Genomic DNA, 25476 nt, shown 5'->3' on the forward strand with positions numbered 1-25476 from the left:
TTAAGGAAAAAGGCGGTCATGCTGAGCTTGTCGAAGCATCTCTACCGCGCAACTAACTCCAACTGTTGAGATTACTAACGCAGTAGAGATGCTTCACTGCGTTCAGCATGACGTTCTAAAAAAATAACAGCTTACTAAAATGGCCATTCTGGTTCTCGACAACTACGACTCCTTCACCTACAACCTCGTGTACATGCTGCGCGAGCTAGGGCAGGAAGTGGACGTATTTCGCAACGATAAAATAAGCCTCGATGAGGTCGATAACTACTCGCATATCCTGCTGTCGCCCGGCCCCGGCATTCCGAGCGAGGCCGGCATTATGCCCGAGCTTATCAAGCGCTACGCGCCGACCAAGCATATTTTGGGCGTGTGCCTGGGTCACCAGGCCATCGGCGAAGCCTTTGGCGGCCAGCTCGCCAACCTCGGCGAGGTGCACCACGGCGTGGCCCACACGCTACACCAGACGCCAGAAGCCGCTGATAACCGGCTCTTTAACGATGTGCCCGACAACGTGCGCGTGGGCCGCTACCACTCCTGGACCATCGCGCCCGAGGGCGTGCCGGCCGAGCTGCGCATCACGGCGCTGGATGAGAACGGCCAGGTGCTGGCCCTCGCCCACCGCGATTACGACGTGCTGGGCGTCCAGTTTCACCCCGAGTCGGTGCTCACGGAGCACGGCAAAACCATGCTGGCCAATTGGGTCAATGAGTAAACGGCGTTGTTTGTCATTACGAGCCTGCGAAGCAATCGCACCCGCACGACACCCAAACGACTCGTTCTGGTGCGATTGCTTCGCAGGCTCGCAATGACAGCTATAAAATCTAACATACAAGCAGTAGTACCTTGAAAGACACGCTCAACCACCTGTTTGCCTACCGCACGCTGCCCCAGGACGAGGCGCACCGCGTGGTGCTGGGCATTGCCCAGGGCCAGTACAACCCGGCCCAGATTGCCGCCTTCCTCACCGTGTACCTCATGCGCAGCGTGACGGTGGAGGAGCTGGCTGGCTTCCGCAACGCGCTGCTGGAGCTGTGCCGCCCGGTAGACCTCGGCGGCGTCGACGCCATGGACGTGTGCGGCACCGGCGGCGACGGCCGTAACACGTTCAATATCTCCACGTTATCAGCCTTTGTGGTGGCCGGCGCGGGGCAGCCGGTGGCCAAGCACGGCAACCACGGCGTGTCGAGTATCAGCGGCAGCAGCACGGTACTCGAGCACATGGGCGTAAAATTCACGGCCGATAACGACGCGCTCAAGCGGCAGTTGGACGAGGCCAATATCTGCTTTTTGCACGCGCCGCTGTTTCACCCGGCCCTCAAAAACGTGGCCCCGCTGCGCAAAGAGCTGGGCGTGAAGACGTTCTTTAACATGCTGGGGCCGCTCGTGAACCCGGCCCGGCCGCGCTTGCAGCTGGTGGGGGTGTTCAGCCTGGAGCTGGCGCGCCTCTACGCCTACCTGCACCAGCAGGAGGCGGGCCGCGAGTTTCTCATCGTGCACAGCCTCGATGGCTACGACGAAGTGTCGCTCACGGGGCCGGTGAAGCTCATCAGCCGCCAAGGCGAAGAACTTTTGAACCCCAGCGACTTGGGCCTGCCGCAGACCACGCCCAAGGCGCTATTTGGTGGCGACACGGTGGCCGAGGCGGCGCAGATTTTTCAGCGCGTACTACGCAACGAAGCGCCCGCCGCCCACCGCAATGCCGTGCTGGCCAATGCCGCGCTGGCCCTGCGCACCGCCGGCCGCGCCGCTGATGCCGCCGAAGGCCTGGCCCAGGCCGCTGAGTCGCTGGACAGCGGCCGGGCGCGGGCAGCGTTTGAGAAGCTGTTGGCGCTGAGCTAGCGGGGGCCTCCCCCCCCCGGCTCCCTCTCCTTCAAAGAGGGGGAGCTAGACGAGAATAAGCACTTCGCTTGAGAAACCATTTCAAGTGTGCTGCATTTTTAAGCTATTGACACCACTTGCGCCGCCTCGGCTCCCCCTCTCTGAAGGAGAGGGGGCCGGGGGGTGAGGCCCCCGCCTGCGCAGCCTCAAAATAACCATGACCATTCTCGACAAAATCATTGCTGAAAAGCGCCAGGAAGTAGCCCGCTACGAAGCCAAAAACCCCGCCGCCGCGCTGCAAAAAGAGCCGTTGTTTACCCGCCCGGTGCTGTCGGCGCGGGCGGCGCTCATGGCCGCCGGCTCGTCGGGCATCATTGCCGAGTTTAAGCGGCGCTCGCCTTCCAAGGGCGTGATAAACGGCACGGCCGAGGCGGGCGCGACCACGGCCGGCTACGCGGCGGCGGGTGCGGCGGTGCTATCAGTACTCACCGATGAGCCGTTTTTTGGCGGTACTTCGGCCGACCTCACGGCGGCGCGGGCGGCCTGCCCGGCCACGCCCATTTTGCGTAAAGATTTCATTATCAGTGAATACCAGATAACGGAGGCGCGCGCAATGGGGGCCGACCTCATCCTGCTCATTGCCAGCTGCCTCACGCCGGCCGAGGTGGCGCAATTCAGTGCCTTTGCGCACAGCCTGGGGCTGGAAGTGCTGCTGGAAGTGCACGACGAAGCCGAGCTGCGCAGCCACCTCACCGCCACCGTCGATTTGGTGGGCGTGAACAACCGCAACCTGGCCACGTTTGCCACCGATATCGACACGTCGGCGCGGCTGGCGGCGCTCATTCCCGACTCGTTTGTGAAGGTGGCGGAGAGCGGTTTGCAGCACGCCAGCACTATTGTGGCGCTACGGCAGGCCGGCTATCAGGGCTTCCTCATCGGCGAAACGTTTATGAAAACCACCGACCCGGCGGCAGCGCTGGCGGGCCTCGTGGCCGAACTATCGGCCCTCGATTCAGTTTCTTAGCTTACTATGAAAGTTAAAATCTGCGGCATGCGCGAGGCGGCCAACATTTTGGCCATCGCCGACTTCAATCCCGATTTTCTAGGGTTCATCTTCTACGATAAGTCGCCGCGCTTTGCGAGCGAAGTGCTCTCGACGGAAGTGCTGCGCAGCCTGCCCGCCACCGTGGCCAAAGTCGGCGTTTTTGTCGATGCGCCGCTGCCCGAGCTGCTGGCTACCACGGCCCGCTACAGCCTCGAATACGTGCAGCTGCACGGCCACGAAACGCCGGCCTACTGCCAGGCCGTGCGTACGCAGGGCCTGCGGGTTATCAAGGCTTTTTCGGTCGATGAGCAGTTTGATTTTAGTACGCTGGTGGCGTTTGAGCCCGCGTGCGAGCTGTTTTTATTCGATACCAAGGGTGCGCACCGGGGTGGCAATGGCCAGACGTTCGATTGGCGGGTGCTGGCTAACTACCACGGGCCCACACCCTTTCTACTGAGCGGCGGCCTGGGGCCGGCCAATACCGATGAGCTGCTGCGCTTTCACCACCCCCGGCTGATGGGCTACGACTTCAACAGCCTGCTCGAAATTTCCCCCGGCCTTAAGGATGTCGAAGCCACTGGCCACCTGCTGACCCGCCTGCACGAACAGCGCGCCGACTACTAATTATTCACTGCTCCTTACTAACTGTTACTTAGGTATGACTCTCACTGCCCCCTCCCCCTATCGCGTTGATGCCAGCGGCTACTACGGCCCGTTTGGCGGAGCCTACGTGCCCGAAATGCTCTATCCCAACGTGGAGGAGCTGCGCGATAACTACCTCAAAATCATTGAGGACCCCGAGTTTCAGCAAGAGTTTAAGCAGCTGCTGCGCGACTTTGCGGGGCGGCCCACGCCGCTGTTTCTGGCCCAGCGGCTGTCGGCTGAGATTGGGACCACCATCTACCTCAAGCGCGAGGACCTGTGCCACACCGGGGCGCACAAAATCAACAATACCATTGGCCAGATTCTGGTGGCGCAGCGCCTTGGCAAGCAGCGCATTGTGGCCGAAACCGGGGCCGGCCAGCACGGCGTGGCCACCGCCACCGTGTGCGCCCTCAAGGGCCTGGAGTGCATTGTGTACATGGGGGCCATCGACATTGAGCGCCAAAAGCCCAACGTGGACCGCATGCGGATGCTGGGGGCCAAGGTGGTGCCCGCCACCAGCGGCAGCCAAACCCTGAAGGACGCCACCAACGAGGCCATGCGCCACTGGATTTCCAACCCCACCGACACGCACTACATCATTGGCTCGGTGGTGGGCCCGCACCCCTACCCCGACATGGTAGCCCGGTTCCAATCCATCATCTCGGCCGAAACCGTCAGCCAGCTTAAAGAGAAAACCGGCCGCACCACCCCCGATTTCGTGCTGGCCTGCGTGGGCGGCGGCTCCAACGCGGCGGGCGCTTTCTACCACTACCTCGACGAGCCCGGCGTGCGCCTCATTGCCGCCGAGGCCGCCGGCCAGGGCGTGAGCACCGGCCACTCGGCCGCCACCACGGCGCTGGGCAAGCCAGGTATTTTGCACGGGGCCAGCACCATTCTCATGCAGACGGAGGATGGCCAGGTAACCGAGCCCTACTCCATTTCGGCGGGCCTCGATTACCCCGGCATCGGGCCGCAGCACGCGCAGCTATTTGCCACCGGTCGGGCCGAGTTTATTTCGATTACTGACCGGGCGGCGCTCGATGCGGCGTTCCAGCTCAGCCGCTTGGAGGGTATTATTCCGGCCCTCGAAACGGCGCACGCCTTGGCCTGCCTGCCGCTCATCGGGGCCAAGCAGGACGACGTGGTGGTGGTCTGCCTCTCGGGGCGCGGCGATAAAGACCTGGCTACCTACACCAAGCACTTGGAAGAATACTCCTAACGTTTTTTAGCGCGAAGTTTCGCAAAGTTGGGCGCGAAGTCTGGTAAAGCCGGCTTGGGTTCGGCTTTGCTAAACTTCGCGCCCAACTTCGCGAAACTTCGCGCTAAAAAAGCCATGAACCGCCTCACCACCCTATTCCAACACAAAACCGCCGACGTCCTCAACGTCTACTTCACCGCCGGCTTTCCGCAGCTCGGCGACACGGTGCCCATTCTGCAAGCTCTGCAAGCCGCGGGCACCGACCTCGTGGAAATCGGCATGCCCTACTCCGACCCCGTGGCCGACGGCGAAACCATCCAGCGCAGCAACCAGCAGGCCCTCGATAATGGCATGACCGTGGCCACGCTATTTGAGCAACTGCAAGATGCTCGGGCACAAGGTATTACGGTACCCATTCTGCTCATGGGCTACCTCAACCCGGTGGTGCAATTCGGCATCGAAAAATTTTGCCAGCACTGCGAGGCCGTGGGCGTCGATGGCGTGATTTTGCCCGACCTGCCGCTCGAAGTGTACGAGCGCGAGTACAAAGCGCTGTTTGCCCGGCACGGCCTGCAAGTGGTGTTCCTCGTGACGCCCCAAACCAGCGCCGCCCGCGTGCGCCAGCTCGACGCCCTAGCCGATGGCTTTATCTACCTGGTAGCCGCCGCCGGCACCACCGGCGCCCAAACCGACATGAACGCCGACGTGGACGCCTACCTCAGCCGCACCAAGGCGCTGGGTTTGCGCAACCCCACGCTCGTGGGCTTCGGCATCAGCGACGCGGCCAGCTTTGCGGCAGCCAGCAAGCATACCACCGGGGCCATTATCGGCAGCGCGTTTATCCGGCTCTTGCAAACCACGCCGGCCGAGAAGCAGGCGGCGGCTATTAAAGAGTTTGTGGCCGGCATTCGCCCGTAGTATAAGCAGCTGATTTTCAAGCCCGGCCGGGCAACGTGGTGCAGTCGCATCCGTTGTTCGGCCGGGCTTTTTTATGTCTGCCTGCTAACAAAAGCGCTTCTTAACAATCTGGATTAATTCTAAATAGATTTTGAAGCAGCACGGTTTGGGTTGTTCCTTTGCAGCTCTTTAGATTGAATCTAAACAAAATTATGACTTCCGCACGTTACTTACTCTTCCCATTAGCGGTCTGCGCGATAACCGCCACGGCCCAGGCTCAGACTACGGGCAGCATCACGGGCCGCGTAACTACCACCGACGGCGACCCGGCCGAGGCCGTGAGCGTGGGCCTGCAAGGCCAAACGCTGGGCAGCATCACCAATAGCCAGGGCACGTACACCATTAAAAACGTGCCGGCCGGCTCCTACACCATCCGGGTTTCGTCGGTGGGCCTACAGCCTGAGCAGCAGCAAGTAACGGTAACCTCGGGCCAGCGCGTAGACCTCAATTTCCAGCTAGCCGAGAGCACGGCCCAGCTCCAGGAGGTGATTGTGCAGGGCGCGCGCGCCAACAAGTTCAACCGCGTCAGCAGCGAGTATGTGGGCAAGATGCCGCTCAAAAACCTGGAAAACCCGCAGGTGTACGCCACGGTAGGCAAGGAATTGCTGACCGAGCAGCTGGTATTTTCGGTGGAGGATGCGACACGCAACGTGCCGGGCCTGCAAAAAATGTGGGATGCCACCGGGCGCGGCGGCGACGGCGGCGCGTTTTACGCCAGCCGGGGCTTCGTGCTGTCGAGCCAACTGCGCAACGGCGTGGCCGGCAACATCACCAGCGACATCGACGCCGTGAACCTGGAGAAGCTGGAGGCAATTAAGGGCCCGTCGGGCACGCTGTTTGGCAGCGCGCTCACCTCGTACGGCGGCTTGCTCAACCGCGTGACCAAGAAGCCGTTCGAGACGTTTGGTGGCGAAGTGGCCCTGTCGGGCGGTAGCTACGGCTTCCACCGCGCCAGCGTGGATATCAACACGCCGCTCAACCCGGCCAAGACGCTGGCCTTCCGCCTGAATACGGCGTATAACTACGAAGACAGTTTTCAAAACGTTGATTACCCGGGCTTTACCCGCAACCTGGCCATTGCGCCGAGCCTGCAATTCCGGCCCAACGACCGCCTCACGGTGAACCTCGACGCGGAGGTGTACCGCGGCACCAACGTGGGCAAGCAGCTCATTTTCTTCTACTTCCCTTCGGCCCAGCTGGGGGCTTCGCGCGCCGACCAGCTGCCCGTTGACTACCGCCGCTCGTACCAAGGGAACGGACTGGAGCAGACCTCGCGCAGCACCAACCTGTTTGGCCAGGTGCGCTACCAGATTTCGCCCAGCTTCACCTCCACCACCTACCTCACCACGAGCCGCAGCTATTCCAACGGCTTCGGGCCGTACTTCTACCTTGTGCCGGGGGCCGATAACAGCGTGAACTCGCTGTCGCTGGCCCGCGCCGACCAATCGACGGACAACAGCAACCGCACGATTTATGAGGCGCAGCAGCTCTTCAACGGCGACTTCAAAATCGGTAGCCTGCGTAACCGCGTGGTGCTGGGCCTGGACTTCCTGCGTATCGATGCCAACGTAAACTTCCTGGGTGGAGGCATCGACGTGGTGCCGCTCAACTCGCCGGGCTACAACTACCAGAGCGGGTTCAACGGCACGGCCGTGAACGCCGCCTACGCCGCTACGCCGCCGCCCCACTACCTGGTTACCACTAAGTCGAACACCTACAGCGCGTTTGCTTCCGATGTGCTCAACCTCACCGAGCAGCTGAGCGTGCTGGCCGCCGTGCGCGTGGACCGCTTCGACAACAAAGGTGGCATCCTGTACTCGCCCGTGGCGGCCTACAAGCAAACGGCCGTGTCGCCCAAGTTTGGCGTGGTGTACCAGCCGGTGAAGGACCGCGTGGCCATTTTCGCCAACTACCAGAACAGCTTCAACAACCTGGGCAGCTTCATCGGCACCGATGGCACCTCGCGCAATGCCAAGCCCGAGCGGGCCAACCAGGCCGAAGCCGGCGTGAAGCTCGACGCCGCCGGCGGCCGCTTCAGCGCCACGGTGAGCTACTACGACATTCGGGTGCAGAACCTGCTACGCGCCACCCCCACCATGGTCCTCACCAACGCCTCCACCCAGGACGGCACCCAGCTGAGCCGCGGCGTGGAGCTGAACGTGGTGGCCAACCCCGTGCGCGGTTTCAACTTCGTGGGGGGCTTTGCCTACAACTACTCGAAGTTTGTGAATGCCACCGACGACGTGAACGGCCTGCGCCCCAACACGGCTTCTTCGCCCTACCTGGCTAATGCCTGGCTTAGCTACCGCCAGCCCGAAGGCACCCTCAAGGGCCTGGGCGCGGGCTTCGGCGGCAACTACGCCAGCGACAACAAGATTCAAAACACGACCACCAACGTCTTCACGTTACCCAACTACACGGTGCTGAATGCCAGCATCTTCTACGACCAGCCGAAGTACCGCATTTCGGCCAAAGTAGACAACCTCACCGATAAAAAGTACTGGGTAGGCTACACCACCATGAGCGCGCAAAAGCTGCGCAGCATCGTGGGCTCGGTGGCGTATAAGTTTTAACTTTAGCAGCTGTCAGCATTTATTAAGAACGTCATGCTGAGCTTGTCGAAGCATCTCTACCGCACCGTTAGGTTAGTAACCCTGACGGCATAGTAGAGATGCTTCAGCAAGCTCAGCATGACGTTTCATATTCTTCCTCAGTCCCTTATCGTCTTTCGTCTATGACCTTTCGCAAAGCTATTGGCAAGCTGCACTTGTGGCTGGGGCTGGCCTCGGGGCTGATTGTGCTCATCGTGAGTTTATCGGGGGCGGTATTTGTGTTTCAGGACGATATCCGCGACCTCACGCAGCCCTGGCGCAAGGTGGCGGTGCAGGCCCGGCCCATGCTGCCACCCTCGGTATTGCAGGCGGCCGCCACCCAGGCCCAGCCCGGCTTCACCGCCTCCTGGACCACCTACAACGGCCCCGACCGCTCGACCGCCGTGTACCTGAGCAAAGGGGAGAACGTGTACTATGCCTTTCTGAACCCCTACACCGGCCAAGTGCTGAAGGTGCAGAACCTGCGGAACGACTTTTTCACCATCGTGCAGTACCTGCACATGTACCTGCTGCTGCCGCCCGCCATCGGCAAATGGGTGGTTGACATTGCCGTTATCACCTTCGTAATAATGTTAATTTCGGGGCTGGTGCTGTGGTGGCCGCGCAACAAGGCCGCCCGCAAGCAGCGCTTCTCAGTGAAGTGGGACGCCTCGCCCAAGCGCCGCACCTACGACCTGCACAACGTGTTCGGCTTCTACGCCAGCGCGCTGGCCCTGGTGCTGGCCCTCAGCGGCCTGTGCATCAGCTACGAGTGGCTCATGGATGGCGTGGGCGCCCTCGCCAACGGCGGCCGCTCCATCGCCGCCGAAAACGCCATGCCCAAGGTTGATACCCTGCTCACGTCACGGACCGCCCGACCGGTGGTCGATGTGGCGTATGCCCACATGCGGCAGCAGTCGCCCCAGGCCGAGATGCTGCTCATCGGCCCCGCTACCAATGCCGCCGAGCCCGTTTGGGCCACCGCCTACGGCAAGGCCCTGCACTACTACCACCGCGATGAATACCGCTTTCACCCCCGCACCGGCCAGTTGCTGCTAGCCCAGCCCCACGCCAGTAAGAGCAATGGCAAGAAGCTGGCTGACATGAACTACGACCTACACACCGGCCTGATTCTGGGCTTCGGCGGCAAGGTCATCGCCTTCATTATCAGCCTTATCGCGGCCAGCCTGCCCGTTACGGGCTTCTTGGTGTGGCGCGGCCGGCACAACCGTAAGAAGCCGCAGCTACGCTTGGCAGTAGCTGCCTAAGTCACAGATTGCCATTGAGAAAGAGGCAACCTACCGCAACGGGAATTTCTGAAAGGTCACGTTGCCCATCACTTCCTTTTCATACTTCGCCAGGCAATTCTTATTGAATTCGGCGTCAAAATTCACCGCGCCCGGCTGCACCGCTTTCGGCACTGGCTGGCCCTGCCGAAAGAAATACACCTTGGTATTGCCGTACTTGGTGTAGGGCGTGAGGTCGCCGTACTGCTTCATTTGCTGCCACAGCGTATCGGCCACCGTCACGGCCAGCACGCGCACGATGGGCCCGGTATTGTTCTCGTTGCGGTAGGTGGCAACCTCCTGAAAACCACCCTTCAAGTCACCCACTCCCGGCTGGCTAAGTGAGTCGAATACAAACCAGCCCAGCAGCAGGACCATGGCAGCGAGAACAAGGTATTTGGGTTTCATAACACTCGCTTTGTAAAGTACTCCTAACCAATAAGTTACTAAAGCAGCTGATTGGATACTTCTACCAGGTTATGGTCGGGGTCACGGAAGTAAACCGACAAAATGGGGCCAGTGGCACCCGTGCGCCGCACCGGGCCTTCCTCAATGGTTACCCGCTGCTGGCCCAGGTGCTCGATGACGGATTCGAGCGGCGTATCCGTTAGCAGGCAAAAATCGCCGGAGCCAGGGGTAGGCTGCGCCGCCTTGGGCTCAAACTCGTGGCCTTTTTGGTGCAGATTCAGTTTCTGCACACCAAAGGTGAGCGCCTTGCGGCCCTCGCCCGATGTAGCCACGCCCATGCCTAATACCCGCTGGTAGAAGTCAACGGTAGCCTCGATGCTAGCTACCGTTAACACCCAGTGGTCCAGGCTTTTAATTTGAATTGTCATAGCGCTGTTCAAGTAGCTAGCCCTGCACCTTATCGGCTAGGAAGCGGGCCGTGTGGTTCGTATCCTTGAGTTTCACCAGCTGCTCGGGCGTGCCCTCAAACAGCAGGTGCCCGCCGTTGATGCCACCCTCGGGGCCAAGGTCGATAAGCCAGTCGGCGCACTTGATGATATCCACGTTGTGCTCGATGATGAGCACCGAATTGCCCTGCTCCACCAGCGCGTTAAGCGCGCCCAGCAGCTTGGCAATGTCGTGGAAATGCAGGCCCGTGCTCGGCTCATCGAAAATGAACAGAATCTTATCCTGCTGAAGCGTAGCACCTTTGGTGAGAAAGCTGGCCAGCTTCACGCGCTGGGCTTCGCCACCGCTCAGCGTATTGGCCGACTGCCCTAATCGGATGTAGCCCAGGCCTACATCGAGCAGCGGGCGCAGGCGCTCAGCTACTTTGGGCTGGCCTTTGAAGAACTCGACGGCTTCTTCCACCGTCAGGTCGAGCACTTCAAAGATGTTCTTGTCCTGAAATTTGACTTCCAGAATGTCCTGCTTGAATTTATGGCCACCGCAGCTCTCGCAGGTCAGGTAGATATCGGCCATGAACTGCATCTCGATTTTCACCTGGCCTTCGCCCTGGCACACTTCGCAGCGCCCGCCCTCCACGTTGAACGAGAAGTGCGACGGCTTGTAGCCCCGCGCCTTGGCCAGCGGCTGCTCCGAAAATAGCGAACGTATTGTATCATATGCCTTTACGTACGTCACCGGGTTGGAGCGCGACGACTTGCCAATGGGGTTTTGGTCCACGAACTCCACGTGCGTTACCTGGCCATTCACGCCCAGCAGGCGGTCAAACTTGCCGGTGGTTTCGCCCGCACCGCCGCCCAGCATCTTCATCAGGGCCGGGGCCAGAATACGCCGGATGAGCGTCGATTTGCCCGAGCCCGACACGCCCGTGACCACCGTCATTACACCCAGCGGAATCTTCACGCTCACGTTCTTGAGGTTATTTTCGCGCGCGCCGGTCAGCTCCAGCGCGTTGCGCCAGGGGCGGCGCACGGCGGGCACCGCCACTTCGAGCTGCCCGCTCAGGTACTTGCCGGTGTAAGTGGCCGTATCCTGCATCAGCTCAGCAAAAGTACCTTGGAACATGAGGTTGCCGCCCCCCGTGCCGGCCTCGGGGCCGATGTCAATAATCTGGTCGGCGGCCTCCATCATTTTCTCCTCGTGCTCCACCACCACTACCGTGTTGCCCAGCGCTTGCAGCGAGCGCAGCACGCCAATCAGCTGCTCGGCATCCTTGGGGTGCAGGCCAATGCTGGGCTCATCGAGCACGTACATGGAGCCCACCAGCGCCGAGCCCAGCGACGTAGCCAGCGAAATACGCTGGCTCTCGCCGCCGCTCAGCGTATTGCTCAAGCGATTGAGGGTGAGGTAGCCCAGGCCCACGCGGTCGAGGTAACCTAGGCGGTTGGTGATTTCAGCCAGCAAGCGGTCGGCCACGGCCATGTCGTGCTCGCCCAGCGCTAGGTTCTGAAAAAAGTCCAATGCCTGGGAAATAGGCAGTAACACCAAATCGGTAATGCTGCGGCCGTCAATCTTCACATACTGCGCGTCTTTACGCAGGCGGGTGCCGCGGCAGTCGGGGCATACGGTACGGCCCCGGTAGCGGCTTTGCAACACGCGGTACTGAATCTTGTGCGTCTGCTCGCTTACCCACTTAAAGTATGCGTCCAGTCCTTCAAAGTGCTTGTTACCAGTCCATAACAAGCGCTGCTCGGCGGCACTAAGGTCGTTGTAAGGGCGGTGAATGGGGAAGTCGAAGCGGATGCCATTCTTCAGCAGCGGCTTCAGCCACTCGCCCTGCTTCTCGGTGCGCCAGGGCGCAATCGCGCCCTCGTACACCGTCATGCTTTTGTCGGGAATTACCAGGTCTTCGTCAATACCCAGCACCGAGCCGAATCCTTCGCAGGTGTGGCACGCGCCGTAGGAGTTATTGAAGGAGAAGAAGTTAACGCTGGGCTCCTCAAACACCTCGCCGTCCAGCTCAAACTTGTCGGAGAACGTGCGCGTCTCATTATCCAGCTTTACCACGCAAGTGCCGTGGCCCTCGAAGAAGGCAGTTTGTACCGAGTCGGACAGCCGGAACTGCAAGTCTTCATCGCCCGGCTGCACGGCGGCGCGGTCGATGAGGATGAAAATATCGCCTTCCACCTCGGGCTTGCCTTCGCCGATAAGGTCCTCAATGAACGCGTTTTGGCCATCGGCCAGCACCACGCGGCCGTAGCCTTTTTGCAGCAGCAAGTCCAGCTCCTTGCTCATGGGCCGGTCGGGCTCGGTGCGCAGCAGCGGGGCCAGGATGGTCACGCGCGTATCGGCGGGCAGCGTAAAGAGGTAGTCCACCACGTCGGCCACCGAGTCTTTACGCACCTGCTCGCCGCTTTTGGGCGAGAACGTGCGGCCCACGCGGGCAAACAGTAGCTTTAAATAGTCATAAATCTCGGTGCTCGTGCCCACCGTCGAGCGGTTGTTTTTGATGCTGACTTTCTGCTCAATGGCGATGGCCGGCGAAATACCCCGGATGTAGTCCACGTCGGGCTTGTCCATGCGGCCCAAAAACTGGCGGGCGTAGCTGCTCAGGCTTTCCACATACATACGCTGTCCCTCAGCATATAAGGTATCGAAAGCCAGGCTCGACTTACCCGAGCCCGAGAGGCCCGTGACGACGATAAACTTGTTGCGGGGCAGCGCCACGCTCAGGTTTTTAAGGTTGTGGACGCGCGCGTTTTTAATAACAATAAATTGGCGCGGGTCGAGGTGGTCGATTTCGTCGTGGGCCGGGGCGGCCACTTGCAGAGCGGAATTGTCGGACATGAATGAGATAACGCCGGGCGGGGGGCGTAAGGTTTCGGCGGCGGCCGTAAAGGTCGGCACGATTACCAAGCGGCTAGCTACCTGACTGGCAACCACCAACCACTTTGGGGGCCATCGAAAGTAGCTTACCCACTCAACTACTTGCACTTCCTGCCCGTACTTTCGTGCTATGTTGCTCGAAGAACTACGCTCGCCCATTGGCAAGACCTACCTCTCTATTCACCACCCCGACCGCGACCCGTGGATTTACGCCGACTGGACGGGCTACCCCACTGCTGCCAACGTGTCGGCCGGGGCCCTGGCCTACCTCGACCGCATGAAGCAAGAAAAACTGACCAGCGTGCTCAACGACAACCGCCACCTGGTGGGTCGCTGGGACAACTCGCTCGACTGGCTGCAACGAGTGTGGCTGCCCCACGCCGCCGCCTGCGGCCTGCGCCACTGGGCCCACCTCGACAACGCCAATGCTATGTCGGTAGAGTCGGCCAACGGCCTGCGCAAGCTCATTGGCACCCAGTTCGAGGTAGAAATATTCAGCGACCAGGCTGCCGCCGAAGCCTGGCTGCGGGCGCGGGCCAGCCGCCGCTAGCCGGCCCAGCAGCTTTGGCTTAGAGCGCCCTCAAAATTGCCCCTCGGCCCCGCCCCCGCCCGAGTGGCCGCCGCCAAACTCAAACCCCGGCTCGGCGGCCGATGGCACCTGCACCGTTTGGGCCACGATAAAGCTTTCGAGGTTGAGCAGCGGCTCGGCTTCCGCATCGGCCGCGGCGGTGAAGCCGTGGCGCGGCTTGCGCAGGTAGCGCAGCGCGCCCAGCGCCACGGCCAGCAGCACGGCCCCGCCCGCCGTAGCGGCCACCGCGGGCGGCAGTACGGAGTGATAATAGCGCAACGTAAACAGCGAGAACGCCACCGCCAGCAAGCCCAGCACCAGCAGCAGCCGGTCGTGGCGGCGCAGGCCCAACACCAGGTAAACCACCGGCACAACGGCCGTGAGCACGTAGAACAGCGGCGCGAGTGGTATCTGCTCCGAGGGGCCACTGCCGCTGTGCAAAGCCGCGTTGCCCTCCCGCATCACAAAGTAGTTGCCAGCCAAGTAGATAGATGCCAGTGCCAGCGTGCGTACCACGAGCAGGCTACTGCGGTAATACGGATAGTCGGCCCGCGCCGCCAGCGTACGCAGCCAGGCATGCAGGCCGGCCGCCGCCAGCATCACCACAAAGGGCAGCAGCAGCAGGCCAATGCTTGCTTGCAGCAGCACATGGCCCAGCAGCGCCAGGCCCGCCCCAAATGTGAGCACGGCCACCACCGGGTCGGCGTAGCGCACGAGGGCCAGCAGCAGCGTCAGCAAGCCCGGCATCAGCCACAGCCAGAGCCACGGGCCCGTGAGCGCCGTGTCGTGGTAGTGATTGGGAATGAGCTCGTTAACGGTAGCGCCCACCGCTACCGCCCAGGCTAGCAAGGCGCTGTATAGCAAGGCGTTATCAACTCCCGAGCGGTAATGCCTGGAGCTTTTGATAACTAGTTCCAGCACGGCCGTCGCCGCGGCCGCCGTCACCAGGCTAAAGGCAATAATACCCGCTTCATTAAAGCCGCTGTTGATAGTAATCACCAGCAGCAGCACCAGGCTAGCCACGCCCAGCAGCGTAGCCACAAACAACCCGATGCGTACAAACAGCACCGGCTGGTAATACGCCACGGGCGAGGCGGCCTCTATGGCGGCCAGCTGGGCGGGCGTGAGCAGGCCGCGCTGCTGCCAGCGCCGGGCCGCGGCGCGGCGGGCATCGTGGCGAGCCCATTCTGCGGGGTAGGCTTTCCAGCTCATGCGATGCGAAGGATTTTTTTGATGTTGATGAAGAAAAGGATAATGCCCAGCAGCGTAAGCGGGAAGTACAAAAAGGCCAGCGGCCACAGCATGTCATCGAGGCCGCTAAGCTGCGCGAGTAATACTACGAGGCTCGTAACGGCCACGTAGCCGTAGCCAACTGCCAGCAGCAGAAACAGATACGACTGCGTGCGGCGCGCATACCAACCCAGCCCCGTGCAAATGCCCAGCACGAGCAGCGTGATGGCCAGCGCCCGCAGCAGCGTGGGCGTAGCCGTGCCGCCGGCCCCCTCAAACAGCCGCACCATGGCCGCCAGCAGCGCCGCGTTGCTGCCCAGCAGCAGGTAGGTATAGGCAAAATGGGCCTTGCGGCCCAGCCGCTCCGACGCCAGCCCGGCGGCCAGCAAACCCAGGCCCAGCCCCAGCCCCGGCCCACTCAGTTCGTGGGTTGGAAAGTCCTGGCCCGTAACCAGGGCCAGAGGGGCCACCTTCACCCCCACCCAGGCCGTCAGCGCCGTAAGGCCCATGGCCAGCACGCCCCGGTGGTCGAACCGGTAGGCCAGCCCCAAAAACAGCACGGCCGGCAGCAGCGTTACCAACCCATACAGGGTGCCAAACACGCCGTAGGCCACCTGCACGTAGCCCTCCAGCACCAAAAACAGCAAGCAGCTGAGCACCAGTAGGTAATCGGCCGCGATGCTAGTGCGCGGCGCTTCCTGCCACGTAAAAGCCGGCCGGTGCCGCGCCGCGTAGCCAAACGCCGCGACCATCGCCAGCGCAATAAATGCCGTGATGATTTCCTGCCCCAGGCTGTCGCGGTTTTCATAAATGAGCACGCCCAGCCCACCCGCCAGCAGCACGCTGCCCAAGTACAGCAGCGCCCGCAACTCGTAGTGCAGCGAAAACGGCCGGGTGCGCTCATCCTCGGCAATAGCAGCGGCTTGGGCGGGTGGTAGCAGGCCCTCGGCGGTGAGGTCGGCCAGTAGGCGCGTGGTGGTAGAAGCCATGATAGCGGGGTGAAACCGGGGTGAACCAGCCGTAAACATAGGCTTATTCCCAGAGGCAACCGCCCCGGTGCGCCCAACTGCTACCGCTTACTCCTCGTACTGGGGGCTACCAACCTACCTGCCCCAATGGCCGAGCTTCGTATTCAACCCAAAAAATCGGCCCCCAGCCCGTGGCTGCTAGTGGCCCTAGCCGTGCTAGTGCTGGCCGCCGCCGCCTACTTCTTCCTGCGCTCCGACCCCGCCGATGAGCCGGCCACGCACCAAACGGAACTGAGCCAGCCCCCCGTACCGGCCGATAGCCTGGCGCGGGATAGCTCCGGTGCCAGTACTACCCCGCCCCCGGTTTCAGCGGCCGATTCTGCCGCGGGCGCATCGGCTCCCGCGGGCGGCACCAGCGCCACCCGCACCAAGCTGGTTGAGCTGCTGCCCACCCTCACGCAGCTCGTGGACCGGCCCGACCTGCGCGACGATGCCACCATTCGGGAGCAGCGCGATAACCTCACCAGCGCCACCGCCCGCCTCACCGACGGCGACCCGCAGGCCAGCCTGCGCCCCGGCCTGCTGGCCGCTGCCAACCTACTGCTGGCCGTGCAGCAAAAAGGCTACCCCAACCTCAGCGCCGAGGCCAACGCGCTCACTCTGCAAGCCAGCCAGCTTTCAGGCCGCGATACCACCCCCGCCGAGCAAGCCCGAAACCAAGCCTACCTGCATCAGCTAACCCAACTGCTCAATACCATGAGCTACCCGGCCGCCGACGTTCTCTAAATCAATCCCTTATGAATTCCCCTCTGCTGCGCCGCCTCCGCGACCTGCCTACCTTCGAAATGGCCACCGGCGACCCCGACCCGCGCGGCTGGACCGTGCGCGGCAGCGATGGCCAGCCCTTCGGCACGGTGTACGAGCTGCTGGTTGACCCCGTGGGCCAGCGCGTGCTGTACCTCGATGTGGTGCTGGCCGCGGGCCTGCCCGGCGTGCCCGCCCCCGCCCCGCACGCCGACCAGCGCATCTTGCTGCCCCTGGCCGCCGTCAACCTCGACACCGAAGGCAGCAGTGTGTTCGTCACCTCGCTCAGCCACGCCAATATCAGCACCTACCCTCTTTTCGTGGACTTCATCTTGCCCGGCGATTTTGAGGAAATCATGCGCAACAAGCTGGGCCTGAGCTAGCCGCTCACTTAGCAAAAGCAAAAGCCGGCCCCGCCACTTATGCAGTGGCGGGGCCGGCTTTTGCTTTTGCTTAACCTGTTTACTAAGTAACAGACCAAAAATAAACAAGTAGCAGTCTTGCTGCAACTGTTTATTAATCAGAATAAAAGCTAAAAGCTAATGGCCTACTACTTAAGAAGCCCTTACCATATCTGCCACGGCCTCTACCCAGTACGGCTCCGCGTTGAGCGAAGGCACCAGCTGCCAGTGCTCACCGCCATTTTCCTCAAACAGCTCCCGGAATTCCATGCCTACTTCAATGGTCGTTTCGAGGCAGTCGGCCACAAAAGCGGGCGAAAAAGCCAGTACGCTCTTAATGCCTTTGGCCGGAAACTCCTTGAGTACTTCGTCTGTGTACGGTTTCAGCCAGGGGTCGCGCAGGCGGCTTTGCAGGCGGCTCTGGAAGGTCACGGTGTACTGGTCGTCGCGCAGCCCCAGGCCCGCCGCTAGCAGCCGGGAGGTGGCGAAGCACTGCGCCCGGTAGCAATATTGGTTGGCCGGCGTAAGCGAGTTGCAGCACGCCCCAAATTGGCAATAGTTGGTGGGGTCGCCCTTCTTCACGTGCCGCTCTGGTATGCCGTGGTAGCTCAGCACCACGTGGTCGAACGAGCGCTCGGCCATGGCGGCTTTGCCCCGCGCCACAATGCTGGCAATGAAGCCCGGTTCGGTAGCAAACTGGCTGATGAAGTTGATACTTGGCACTATCCACCAGTCTTTTACGATGTCCATCACCTTCTCCTGCACTGAGCCCGTGCTGGCCGAGGCGTACTGCGGAAACAGCGGCAGCACCACAATGCGGTCCACGGCTGCGTCGCGCAATTCAGTCAGCGCCGTTTCAATACTAGGCTTCTGGTAGCGCATCCCGAAGGCCACCACGTACTCGTCGCCCAGCGCCGTTTGCACCGCCGCCTTCAAGTCGAGGCCGTGAAAAAGCAGTGGCGAGCCGCGCTCGGCGTCCCACAATTCCTGGTAGATTTTGGCTGACTTCGGGGCCCGTAGCGGCACCACCAGCCCCCGAAACAGCGGGTAGCGCACGGCGGCCGGCATATCGACCACGCGCCCATCGGTGAGAAATTCGTTGAGGTAGCGGCGCACGTCGCTGGTTTGGGGCGAGTCGGGCGTGCCCAGGTTGACTAGGAGCAGGCCAATGCGGCGGGTGGGGGTAGGCATTTTTTTTATAGCTGTTAGCCTTTAGCTGCTAGCTGTTAGCTTTTTGGGAAGCCGATAGCCAGCGGCCAGCGGCCGGTTTTGTAGTAACTCCCACTTTAACCAAAAAGGCAGGGTTTAAGCTTTGATTCGACTGCAAAAAAAGCTAACAGTTAATAACCAATAGCTAACAGCTTGTTCGCGGCGTACCTTTGCAGGCTGATTTTCAAAACTATCCTTTAAAATTATCTCCTGTGAACCCCGAACCTAAGCCCCACCGTGCCGGCTTCGTCAGCATCATCGGCAAGCCCAACGTCGGCAAGTCCACGCTGATGAACGCCTTAGTAGGCGAGCGCCTGAGCATCGTCACGAGCAAGGCCCAGACCACGCGCCACCGCATTCTGGGCATCCTCAACGGCGAAGATTTCCAGCTCGTCTACTCCGATACGCCTGGCATCATCCAACCCAAATACGAGCTGCACAACGCCATGATGGCTTTCGTATACTCGTCCCTGGAAGATGCCGACGTGATATTGTTCGTCACCGACATCTACGAAAAGCACGACGAAGAGCCCGTAGTCGAGCGCCTGCGCAAAACCGAAGGCACGCCCATCTACATCTTAGTCAACAAGATAGACCAGGCCGACCAGGCCGAAGTGGAAGCCAAGCTCGCCTACTGGAAAGAGCAGCTGCCCAACGCTACCGACGTGCTGCCCATCTCGGCGCTCAATGCCTTCGGCACCGAAAAGGTGTTGCAGTTGGCCCTCGACAGCCTGCCCATTCACCCGCCCTACTACCCCAAAGACGAGCTCACCGACAAGCCCGAGCGCTTTTTTGCCGCCGAAATGGTGCGCGAAAAAATCTTCAAGCTCTACAAAAAAGAGGTGCCCTACAGCTCCGAAGTTGAGATTGAGGAGTTCAAGGAAGACGACGACATCATCCGCATTCGGGCCGTCATCTACGTGGAGCGCAACAGCCAAAAAGGCATCATCATCGGGGCCAAAGGCGAGGCTCTGAAGAAGGTCGGCACCTGGGCCCGCGAGGAGATGGAGAAGTTTTTCCAGAAAAAAGTGTTCCTGGAATTGTTCGTGAAAGTGAACGAGAACTGGCGCACCGATAGCAAGGCGTTGAGCCGCTTCGGCTACCAGTAGTAGTTTATGGAATTAGGCAGCAGTGAGCATCTACTGGTTTCTGGCTCTTCCATTTATGAACTAATGAAAAAGATACTCCTTATATCGCTGACGCTTGGCTTGCCTTACGCTGTAAAAGCCCAGACTACGCCACCCGCCGGCGACCTGCGGCAGTTAGTAGAAACCATGCAAAAAGTGGTTAAGCCGAGTATTAGCCAACCGCTGCCGCCCCGTAGCACCAGTGCCCTTGCCAGCTTTCCGCTGCCTTTGGTATTCAATGGCTCTCCTGCACCGCTTGACAGCCTAAACCGCTACACGCTTAGCCAAGTAGCTTCCGTTACGCTGAATAAAAGCGAAGCAAACACGGCTATCTATGGCTTAAGCGGCTCCTGGGGCATTATTGAAGTAACGCTCAAGAAGAGAGCATCAAAATAAGCTGCGTAAGCAGCCTGACACACCGACCATTTTAACCCTAACTACTCCGGGTACTGCCGCGCCAAGGTCGGGCCGGTGGCTGGAGCCAACTACATGAATACCATTGCAATAGTGGGCCGCCCCAACGTGGGCAAGTCCACCCTGTTCAACCGCCTGGTGGGCCGCCGCCAAGCCATCATGGACAACCAAAGCGGGGTAACCCGCGACCGCCACTACGGCTACGGCGACTGGATTGGCCACAACTTCACCGTGATTGACACGGGTGGCTACGTGCACAACTCGGAGGATATTTTCGAGAGCGAAATTAACCGTCAGGTCAAGCTGGCCATCGACGAGTCCGACGTGATTCTCTTCATGGTGGACGCCGATTCTGGCCTGCAAGGCCTCGACGAAGAATTTGCGGAGGTGCTGCGCCGCTACATCGGCAAAAAGCCCATCTACCTGGTGGCCAACAAGGCCGATACCAACCTGCGCGCCCAAGGCTCGGGCGAGTTCTACGCCCTCGGCCTCGGCGACACCGAAGTATTCGCCATTAGCTCGGCCAATGGCTCGGGCACCGGCGAATTGCTGGATGCCGTGGTAAGCCACTTCGACGAAGTAGGCGAAGAGGAGCCCAATGCCGGCCTGCCGCGCATCGCTATTCTGGGCCGCCCCAACGTGGGTAAGTCGTCGTTTGTCAACCTGTTGCTAGGCGAAGAGCGCACCATCGTTACCGATATTGCCGGCACTACCCGCGACTCCATCGAAGCTAAGTACAGCGCCTTCGGCCACGAGTTTATGCTGGTTGACACGGCCGGCCTGCGCCGCAAGGCCCGCGTGAACGAAGACGTGGAGTTCTACTCCAACATGCGCACGCTGCGCGCCATGGAGGCCGCCGACGTGTGCGTGATTATCCTCGACGCCAGCCGCAGCATCGAAGCCCAGGACGTGAGCATCATTGGCTTGGCCGACCGCAACCGCAAGGGCATCGTTATCCTGGTGAATAAGTGGGACTTAATCGAGGGCAAAGAGACGAACACCGCCCGCGATTTTGAAGCCAAAATCATGGAGAAAATCGCGCCGATTGCCTACCCGCCGGTGCTCTTCATCTCGGTGCTCAATAAGCAGCGCGTGCACAAGGCCCTGGAAGTTATCATGGAAGTGTACGGCAACAAGCGGAAGAAAATTCCGACTTCGCAGCTCAACGACGTGATGCTCAAGGAAATTGAGAAGTATCCGCCGCCCATCCAGAAGGGCAAGATGGTGCGCATCAAGTACGCCACGCAGCTGCCCACACACAACCCCGTGTTTGCGTTCTTCTGCAACCTGCCGCAGTACATCCCCGAGTCGTACGCCCGCTACTTGGAAAACCGGATGCGCGAGCACTTCGACTTCAAGGGTGTGCCAATTGGACTGGCATTCCGCAAAAAATAAATTTTTGGTGAATACCGGGTTACCTCCCACTCAGGGTAGTATTAACACCGGAAACTCTAAAAAACCATTTCCTCCTTCACCATGAAAAAAGTACTGTTCCTCGCCGTAGCCGCCATGTCCCTCTCGCTCGCTTCGTGCGACAGCAAAAAAGAGGATGCTACTGAAGCCCAAGGCACTGCCGTAAAAGAAGCTGGCGAAGCCAAAGCTGATGCCATGGAGAACAAGGCTGACGCCGTTCGTGACTCGGCCGACAAAAAGGGCGAAGCTATCGGCGACGCTGCTGACGCAAAAGACCCTAAGTAATTACTACTGGGCCACTCGTTGCGGTTAGTTTCACTATGCCCCAGCCAATGGTTCCTACTGAAAGCGCTGCCTCTTGGGCAGCGCTTTTTTTGTGCCCGGCTACTTCTTAAGAAGTAGTCCACTTGGCAGCCATTACGAAATAATAATGTGGCTCTGCGCCCCCAGAAAGGCGTATAGTGCAAAAAAATGAGTGCTAAGCAAAACTTTAAGGCTGAGGTTAACGATATTAGGACCGAAAATTGTCTCACACACTTCGCACTCATTTTTAACACCATGAAAAACATCCTTTTTATTGCACTGCTCGCCGGTGCCTCGGCCGCTCAGGCTGCCCCCGTTTCCGTTGCTACCCCGGTAGTCATCAGCCAGACGACCCCTACCCAGGAGCCGATGAGCAAGTCGGAAATGAGAAAAATGAAGAAAGCCCGCAAGCAAAACGGCCCCGAAGTGTACAAAGGCAGCGTGGCCGAACAGCGCCGCATTGTAACTGATGCTGCTGGCGCTGAGAAAGAAGACGGCGATGTCGCTACCAAGAAAGAGCGTAAAAGCAAGAAAAACTAAGTAGTTTTCTACTCGGTTCAAGCCCAGAAAAGGGAAGCTGGCGTTGGCCAGCTTCCCTTTTTTACGTCGTTACCTGGCTCAGCCCAGGCGGCGCTGCAACAGCCCGCCTATCTCCTCCACGAGCCGGCGCGGCTCGTAGGTGCGCCAGGGCAGGTCGTCGAGCTCGCCACCGAAATTGATGTAGTTGTCGAGGTTATACTGGCTCATTTCGCGGCGCACGTGGTCCTGGAAGTTGATGCCGGCAATCCAGCCATCCTCCACTTCCTCAAACCATTCCTCGTAGTAGCTGTCGTCGGAGCCGTGGAAATTGAACACATTTTCACCAATGAGAATGAACCGCTTGACGCCTTCGTGCAGCAGCACATCCAGGATGTTGCGCTTCAGGTTCATGATGTCGTTTTCGATAGCGTCGTTCCACTCACCGATAAATTCCAGAATGGCGATGCCTTCGTCGTAATCAGCCCAGAGAATTTTTATAAATAGGGTATCTGACTCCAGGCTATCCCATTGAGGATGAATATAATAACCGTAGATAGTATTGGAGAACGTATCCAGGCTGTACTCGGTGCCGAAGAGCGGCGAGCGCGGGTCGTCGGCCGCGGAGTACTGGTCAATCCAGCTGTAGTGGGGCTCAATGGTATGCATAGCAACGGGACCCGCTAGGGCGGACCCACTGCAAAAACGCCGCCTCGCCCGAATCGTTCGGGCGGGCGGCGTCTTCTTTTGTTTAGCACTTGATTTTCAGGCGCTAATTCTCACTACCAGTTCCCGCTTGCTGGGCGTAGGCCGCCATGGCGGCCCGCACCGAGCCGTGCTGGCGTAGCAACTCGGCAGCCTGGGGCTGGGCAATGCCCAGCTCGTCCATCAGCATGAGCTGGCCGCGCTCCACAAGCTTGTCGTTGCTGAGTTGCATATCCACCATTTTGTTGCCGCGCACCCGGCCCAGGCGGATGAAGGTTGCTGTGGTCAACATATTGAGCACCAGCTTCTGGGCGGTGCCCGCCTTGAGGCGCGTGCTGCCCGTGATAAACTCGGGGCCCGTGACAACTTCCACCGGAAACTCGCAGGCCGCTGCCACGGCCGAGCCCGCATTGCATACCACGCAGCCAGTGGCCAGCCCGGCGGCCCGCGCCGCTTGCAGGCCGCCAATCACGTAGGGCGTGCGCCCCGAAGCCGCAATGCCCACCAGCACATCCTGCGCCGTCACGTTAAACGGCTGTAAATCAGCCCACGCCTGGGTAGCATTATCCTCTGCCCCTTCCACGGCCTGCCGAATGGCCCCGTCGCCGCCCGCAATGATGCCCACCACCATGCCGGCCGGCACCCCAAACGTGGGCGGGCACTCGGAGGCATCCACCACGCCCAGCCGCCCGCTGGTGCCCGCCCCAATGTAGAAGAGCCGCCCGCCCGCCCCCAGTCGCGCCACAATGGCTTCCACCAGCGCCTCCACCTGCGGCAGGGCTTTTTGCACGGCCAGGGGCACGGTTTGGTCGAGCTGGTTCAAGCCGGCCAGCAAGACGGCCGTGGGCAGGGTTTCGAGGTTTTGGAAGGAGGAGGGCGTTTCGGTAGTCATGCAGTGTAGGGTAAGCTTTAGCTTGCCGCTTGATAGATGAAAAAGGAAGGGATACCTGCCTAGCGGAGGCAAGCTAAAGCTTACCCTACGTGGGTAACCGGCCGATTATCTGAAATTTATCAAATACCGTGGCCAGGTGCGGGGAATCTTCATCCAGCTCACGGGTGAGGTCCTGGCCGGCCCAGTGCTCGTAGTGGTTGCCGCGCTGCCAGAGGCGCGAGCGCGTCACGTCGTAGATATTACCCTGGTAGGCCACCCAGATTTCGTCGCGGTCCTGGCCGTTGCGCAAGGCCAGCTGGCTTCTGGTGTAAATTTTAATTTCTTCGTTATCAGCCACTTCGCTTACCTAAAAATTATCCAAGTAAAGCCTGCGTGCGAATCCAGCGCTGGGGGAGGTCGCCCTGAGCAGCGTGCAGATAATCTTGGTGAGTGCAGGGCACAATGCGCTTGATGGCCTGGTCGGCCAGGCTCTCGACCTCCATCCACCACTTGTCGGTGTCGGCGCGGCGCGACTTGTAGAACACCAGTTCGCTGGGCGCGGTGCTGGCGTTGCCGGGCAGCACCAGCGTGTAGGTGAGGAAGCGGTAGGTACCGAAGCCCGTTTCGGGGCGGCGGTGGTAGTAGCCCTCAATAAAGTACCAGAGCATGGTGGCCAATGTGCCGGCGGCCAGCCCGTGGGGGTCGTGGTCGGGCCGGTAGCCATAGAGGCCGATGGAGGTAAGCTGCTCATTATGACCCGCATACCAGCACATTTGGGCGGCATCCTCGTTACTCAGGCCAAAGGGGCTGGCGGGGTAATAGCCAGGCGCATCCTGCCAGCGAATGGCGGCAATGTCCACGCTCAGGAAGTTGGCCTGGCGCAGCACCGGCTCGGCCAGGCGGCGGTCGGTGCGCAGTTCGCCCACGCTCATGGTTTCGAAGTGCAGCTTCTCGAAGGCCGTGAGCACGTCGGGCGGCGTAAGATATTGCTGGTGGGCCAGGTGCGCGCAGCTAAACACAAAGTTGGGCGTGTGCATCAGCAGGCGGCGCAGGTGGCTGTCTTCGGGCGCGGCATAAGCGCCGGGCATCGCCATGTCGGGCCGCGAATCGATAACGGCGAAGTTGATGGCGGGCACCGCGTCGTGCTGCGGCTCGTAGGCCAGAAACTGGCCGTAGTCGAGGTCGTGGCCACCGCCCAGCAGCAGCGGTATCGTGTTGGCTTCCAGCAGGGCAGCTACTATTTCGCGCAGGCGCTGGTAGGTGTCTTCCAGGCTGAGGCCGGGGCGCAGGTTTCCGAGGTCCACGAGGCGCAGGGGGCCGTTGCCGCGCTGCAATTGGTAGAAGCGCTCGCGCACGGCGTTGGCCCCGTGCGCGCTGGGCGCGCCGGCGGCCGTGCCGCGCCACTCGTTGAGGCCAATGAGGGCCAAGTCGGCCGTGCGCCAGTCGGGGAAATTTTCGGCAAAGCGCGTGACGTAGGCCGCCACGGTAGTAGGCGCAGCGGCAGGGGCAGTCAGCTCGTCGGGCAGCGGGTCAAAAAAGAGGGCCAGGTTCATCAGCAAGCGCGGCGGGGCGCGGCCAAATTTACGCCCCGACCGGTCCAGGTTGGTCTTTCCGCCGTACGCATTGTGAGCTAGCAGCTAGATTTCGCCGAAAATCCTGTTTCTTTAGC

26 protein-coding genes are annotated in these 25476 nt (G+C 60.7%); 16 read left to right on the plus strand and 10 right to left on the minus strand.

Annotation, left to right across the window (positions count from 1 at the left end):
- Positions 1–139: 139 nt before the first annotated feature.
- From ACYVGC_RS16805 to ACYVGC_RS16840, 8 genes are all read left to right on the plus strand, one after another.
- The gene (locus tag ACYVGC_RS16805; protein WP_460585007.1) at positions 140–712 is read left to right on the plus strand and encodes an anthranilate synthase component II; all 573 of its coding nucleotides are present in this window, start codon (positions 140–142) and stop codon (positions 710–712) included.
- A 131-nt stretch (positions 713–843) separates the two neighbouring features.
- On the plus strand, positions 844–1839 hold the full coding sequence (trpD, locus tag ACYVGC_RS16810; protein WP_460585008.1) for an anthranilate phosphoribosyltransferase: 996 nt from the start codon (positions 844–846) through the stop codon (positions 1837–1839).
- A 196-nt stretch (positions 1840–2035) separates the two neighbouring features.
- Positions 2036–2842 carry an indole-3-glycerol phosphate synthase TrpC gene (gene trpC, locus ACYVGC_RS16815; protein ID WP_460585009.1) on the plus strand — a complete coding sequence of 269 codons (807 nt, stop codon included), beginning with the start codon at positions 2036–2038 and terminating at the stop codon, positions 2840–2842.
- Positions 2843–2848: 6 nt separating this feature from the next.
- Positions 2849–3487 (plus strand): phosphoribosylanthranilate isomerase, encoded by a 639-nt coding sequence (locus tag ACYVGC_RS16820; protein WP_460585010.1) that lies wholly within the window; start codon positions 2849–2851, stop codon positions 3485–3487.
- Positions 3488–3521: 34 nt separating this feature from the next.
- A complete protein-coding gene (gene trpB / locus ACYVGC_RS16825; protein WP_460585011.1) occupies positions 3522–4727 on the plus strand; it encodes a tryptophan synthase subunit beta in 1206 nt (401 codons plus the stop codon).
- A 114-nt stretch (positions 4728–4841) separates the two neighbouring features.
- Positions 4842–5624 (plus strand): tryptophan synthase subunit alpha, encoded by a 783-nt coding sequence (gene trpA, locus ACYVGC_RS16830; protein ID WP_460585012.1) that lies wholly within the window; start codon positions 4842–4844, stop codon positions 5622–5624.
- Positions 5625–5815: 191 nt separating this feature from the next.
- Positions 5816–8236, plus strand: coding sequence for a TonB-dependent receptor domain-containing protein (locus ACYVGC_RS16835; RefSeq protein ID WP_460585013.1), 2421 nt, complete (start codon positions 5816–5818; stop codon positions 8234–8236).
- A 161-nt stretch (positions 8237–8397) separates the two neighbouring features.
- Complete coding sequence (locus ACYVGC_RS16840; RefSeq protein WP_460585014.1) at positions 8398–9522, plus strand: PepSY-associated TM helix domain-containing protein; 1125 nt, start codon at positions 8398–8400, stop codon at positions 9520–9522.
- Positions 9523–9552: 30 nt separating this feature from the next.
- Here ACYVGC_RS16840 and ACYVGC_RS16845 read toward each other — a convergent pair whose 3' ends face one another.
- The 3 genes from ACYVGC_RS16845 to uvrA are packed head-to-tail and all read right to left on the minus strand — an operon-like array spanning position 9553 to position 13239.
- Complete coding sequence (locus ACYVGC_RS16845; protein ID WP_460585015.1) at positions 9553–9948, minus strand: hypothetical protein; 396 nt, start codon at positions 9946–9948, stop codon at positions 9553–9555.
- 38 nt (positions 9949–9986) lie between these two features.
- Positions 9987–10376 (minus strand): VOC family protein, encoded by a 390-nt coding sequence (locus ACYVGC_RS16850; RefSeq protein WP_460585016.1) that lies wholly within the window; start codon positions 10374–10376, stop codon positions 9987–9989.
- 16 nt (positions 10377–10392) lie between these two features.
- Positions 10393–13239 carry an excinuclease ABC subunit UvrA gene (gene uvrA, locus ACYVGC_RS16855; RefSeq protein ID WP_460585017.1) on the minus strand — a complete coding sequence of 949 codons (2847 nt, stop codon included), beginning with the start codon at positions 13237–13239 and terminating at the stop codon, positions 10393–10395.
- Positions 13240–13408: 169 nt separating this feature from the next.
- On the opposite strand from uvrA, the gene ACYVGC_RS16860 reads away from it, so the two are divergent.
- Positions 13409–13828 (plus strand): hypothetical protein, encoded by a 420-nt coding sequence (locus tag ACYVGC_RS16860; protein ID WP_460585018.1) that lies wholly within the window; start codon positions 13409–13411, stop codon positions 13826–13828.
- 30 nt (positions 13829–13858) lie between these two features.
- Here the strand turns inward: ACYVGC_RS16860 and ACYVGC_RS16865 are convergent, their stop codons facing one another.
- Together ACYVGC_RS16865 and ACYVGC_RS16870 are read right to left on the minus strand one after the other, a co-directional pair.
- Complete coding sequence (locus ACYVGC_RS16865) at positions 13859–15058, minus strand: hypothetical protein (RefSeq protein WP_460585019.1); 1200 nt, start codon at positions 15056–15058, stop codon at positions 13859–13861.
- Positions 15055–16065 (minus strand): DUF2157 domain-containing protein, encoded by a 1011-nt coding sequence (locus ACYVGC_RS16870; protein ID WP_460585020.1) that lies wholly within the window; start codon positions 16063–16065, stop codon positions 15055–15057. Before ACYVGC_RS16870 ends, ACYVGC_RS16865 begins: the two co-directional genes overlap by 4 nt.
- Before the next feature lie 126 nt (positions 16066–16191).
- Between ACYVGC_RS16870 and ACYVGC_RS16875 the strand changes: the two genes are divergently transcribed.
- Positions 16192–16830 (plus strand): hypothetical protein, encoded by a 639-nt coding sequence (locus ACYVGC_RS16875; RefSeq protein WP_460585021.1) that lies wholly within the window; start codon positions 16192–16194, stop codon positions 16828–16830.
- 11 nt (positions 16831–16841) lie between these two features.
- Positions 16842–17231 (plus strand): YlmC/YmxH family sporulation protein, encoded by a 390-nt coding sequence (locus tag ACYVGC_RS16880; protein WP_460585022.1) that lies wholly within the window; start codon positions 16842–16844, stop codon positions 17229–17231.
- 171 nt (positions 17232–17402) lie between these two features.
- Here the strand turns inward: ACYVGC_RS16880 and hemH are convergent, their stop codons facing one another.
- The gene (gene hemH, locus ACYVGC_RS16885) at positions 17403–18440 is read right to left on the minus strand and encodes a ferrochelatase (protein ID WP_460585023.1); all 1038 of its coding nucleotides are present in this window, start codon (positions 18438–18440) and stop codon (positions 17403–17405) included.
- A 230-nt stretch (positions 18441–18670) separates the two neighbouring features.
- On the opposite strand from hemH, the gene era reads away from it, so the two are divergent.
- The 5 genes from era to ACYVGC_RS16910 all read left to right on the plus strand — a co-directional run bounded on the left by era (position 18671) and on the right by ACYVGC_RS16910 (position 22255).
- Positions 18671–19567 carry a GTPase Era gene (gene era, locus ACYVGC_RS16890; RefSeq protein ID WP_283563930.1) on the plus strand — a complete coding sequence of 299 codons (897 nt, stop codon included), beginning with the start codon at positions 18671–18673 and terminating at the stop codon, positions 19565–19567.
- Positions 19568–19573: 6 nt separating this feature from the next.
- Complete coding sequence (locus ACYVGC_RS16895; protein ID WP_460585024.1) at positions 19574–19981, plus strand: hypothetical protein; 408 nt, start codon at positions 19574–19576, stop codon at positions 19979–19981.
- Between the two features lie 93 nt (positions 19982–20074).
- On the plus strand, positions 20075–21394 hold the full coding sequence (gene der, locus ACYVGC_RS16900; protein ID WP_283563929.1) for a ribosome biogenesis GTPase Der: 1320 nt from the start codon (positions 20075–20077) through the stop codon (positions 21392–21394).
- 81 nt (positions 21395–21475) lie between these two features.
- Positions 21476–21697 carry a hypothetical protein gene (locus ACYVGC_RS16905; protein ID WP_460585025.1) on the plus strand — a complete coding sequence of 74 codons (222 nt, stop codon included), beginning with the start codon at positions 21476–21478 and terminating at the stop codon, positions 21695–21697.
- A 273-nt stretch (positions 21698–21970) separates the two neighbouring features.
- Positions 21971–22255: a hypothetical protein gene (locus ACYVGC_RS16910; RefSeq protein ID WP_460585026.1), complete on the plus strand. Its 285-nt coding sequence runs from the start codon at positions 21971–21973 to the stop codon at positions 22253–22255.
- A gap of 78 nt (positions 22256–22333) precedes the next feature.
- Here the strand turns inward: ACYVGC_RS16910 and ACYVGC_RS16915 are convergent, their stop codons facing one another.
- The 4 genes from ACYVGC_RS16915 to ACYVGC_RS16930 form a co-directional block, all read right to left on the minus strand.
- Positions 22334–22900 carry a hypothetical protein gene (locus ACYVGC_RS16915; protein WP_460585027.1) on the minus strand — a complete coding sequence of 189 codons (567 nt, stop codon included), beginning with the start codon at positions 22898–22900 and terminating at the stop codon, positions 22334–22336.
- A 103-nt stretch (positions 22901–23003) separates the two neighbouring features.
- Positions 23004–23828 carry an N-acetylmuramic acid 6-phosphate etherase gene (murQ, locus tag ACYVGC_RS16920; protein WP_460585028.1) on the minus strand — a complete coding sequence of 275 codons (825 nt, stop codon included), beginning with the start codon at positions 23826–23828 and terminating at the stop codon, positions 23004–23006.
- Positions 23829–23913: 85 nt separating this feature from the next.
- Positions 23914–24147 carry a cytochrome b5 domain-containing protein gene (locus ACYVGC_RS16925; RefSeq protein WP_460585049.1) on the minus strand — a complete coding sequence of 78 codons (234 nt, stop codon included), beginning with the start codon at positions 24145–24147 and terminating at the stop codon, positions 23914–23916.
- A gap of 34 nt (positions 24148–24181) precedes the next feature.
- Positions 24182–25360, minus strand: a complete 1179-nt coding sequence (locus ACYVGC_RS16930; protein ID WP_460585029.1) for a formimidoylglutamase — start codon at positions 25358–25360, stop codon at positions 24182–24184.
- Positions 25361–25476 lie beyond the last annotated feature (116 nt).

It is taken from the genome of Hymenobacter arcticus, from assembly GCF_054779975.1.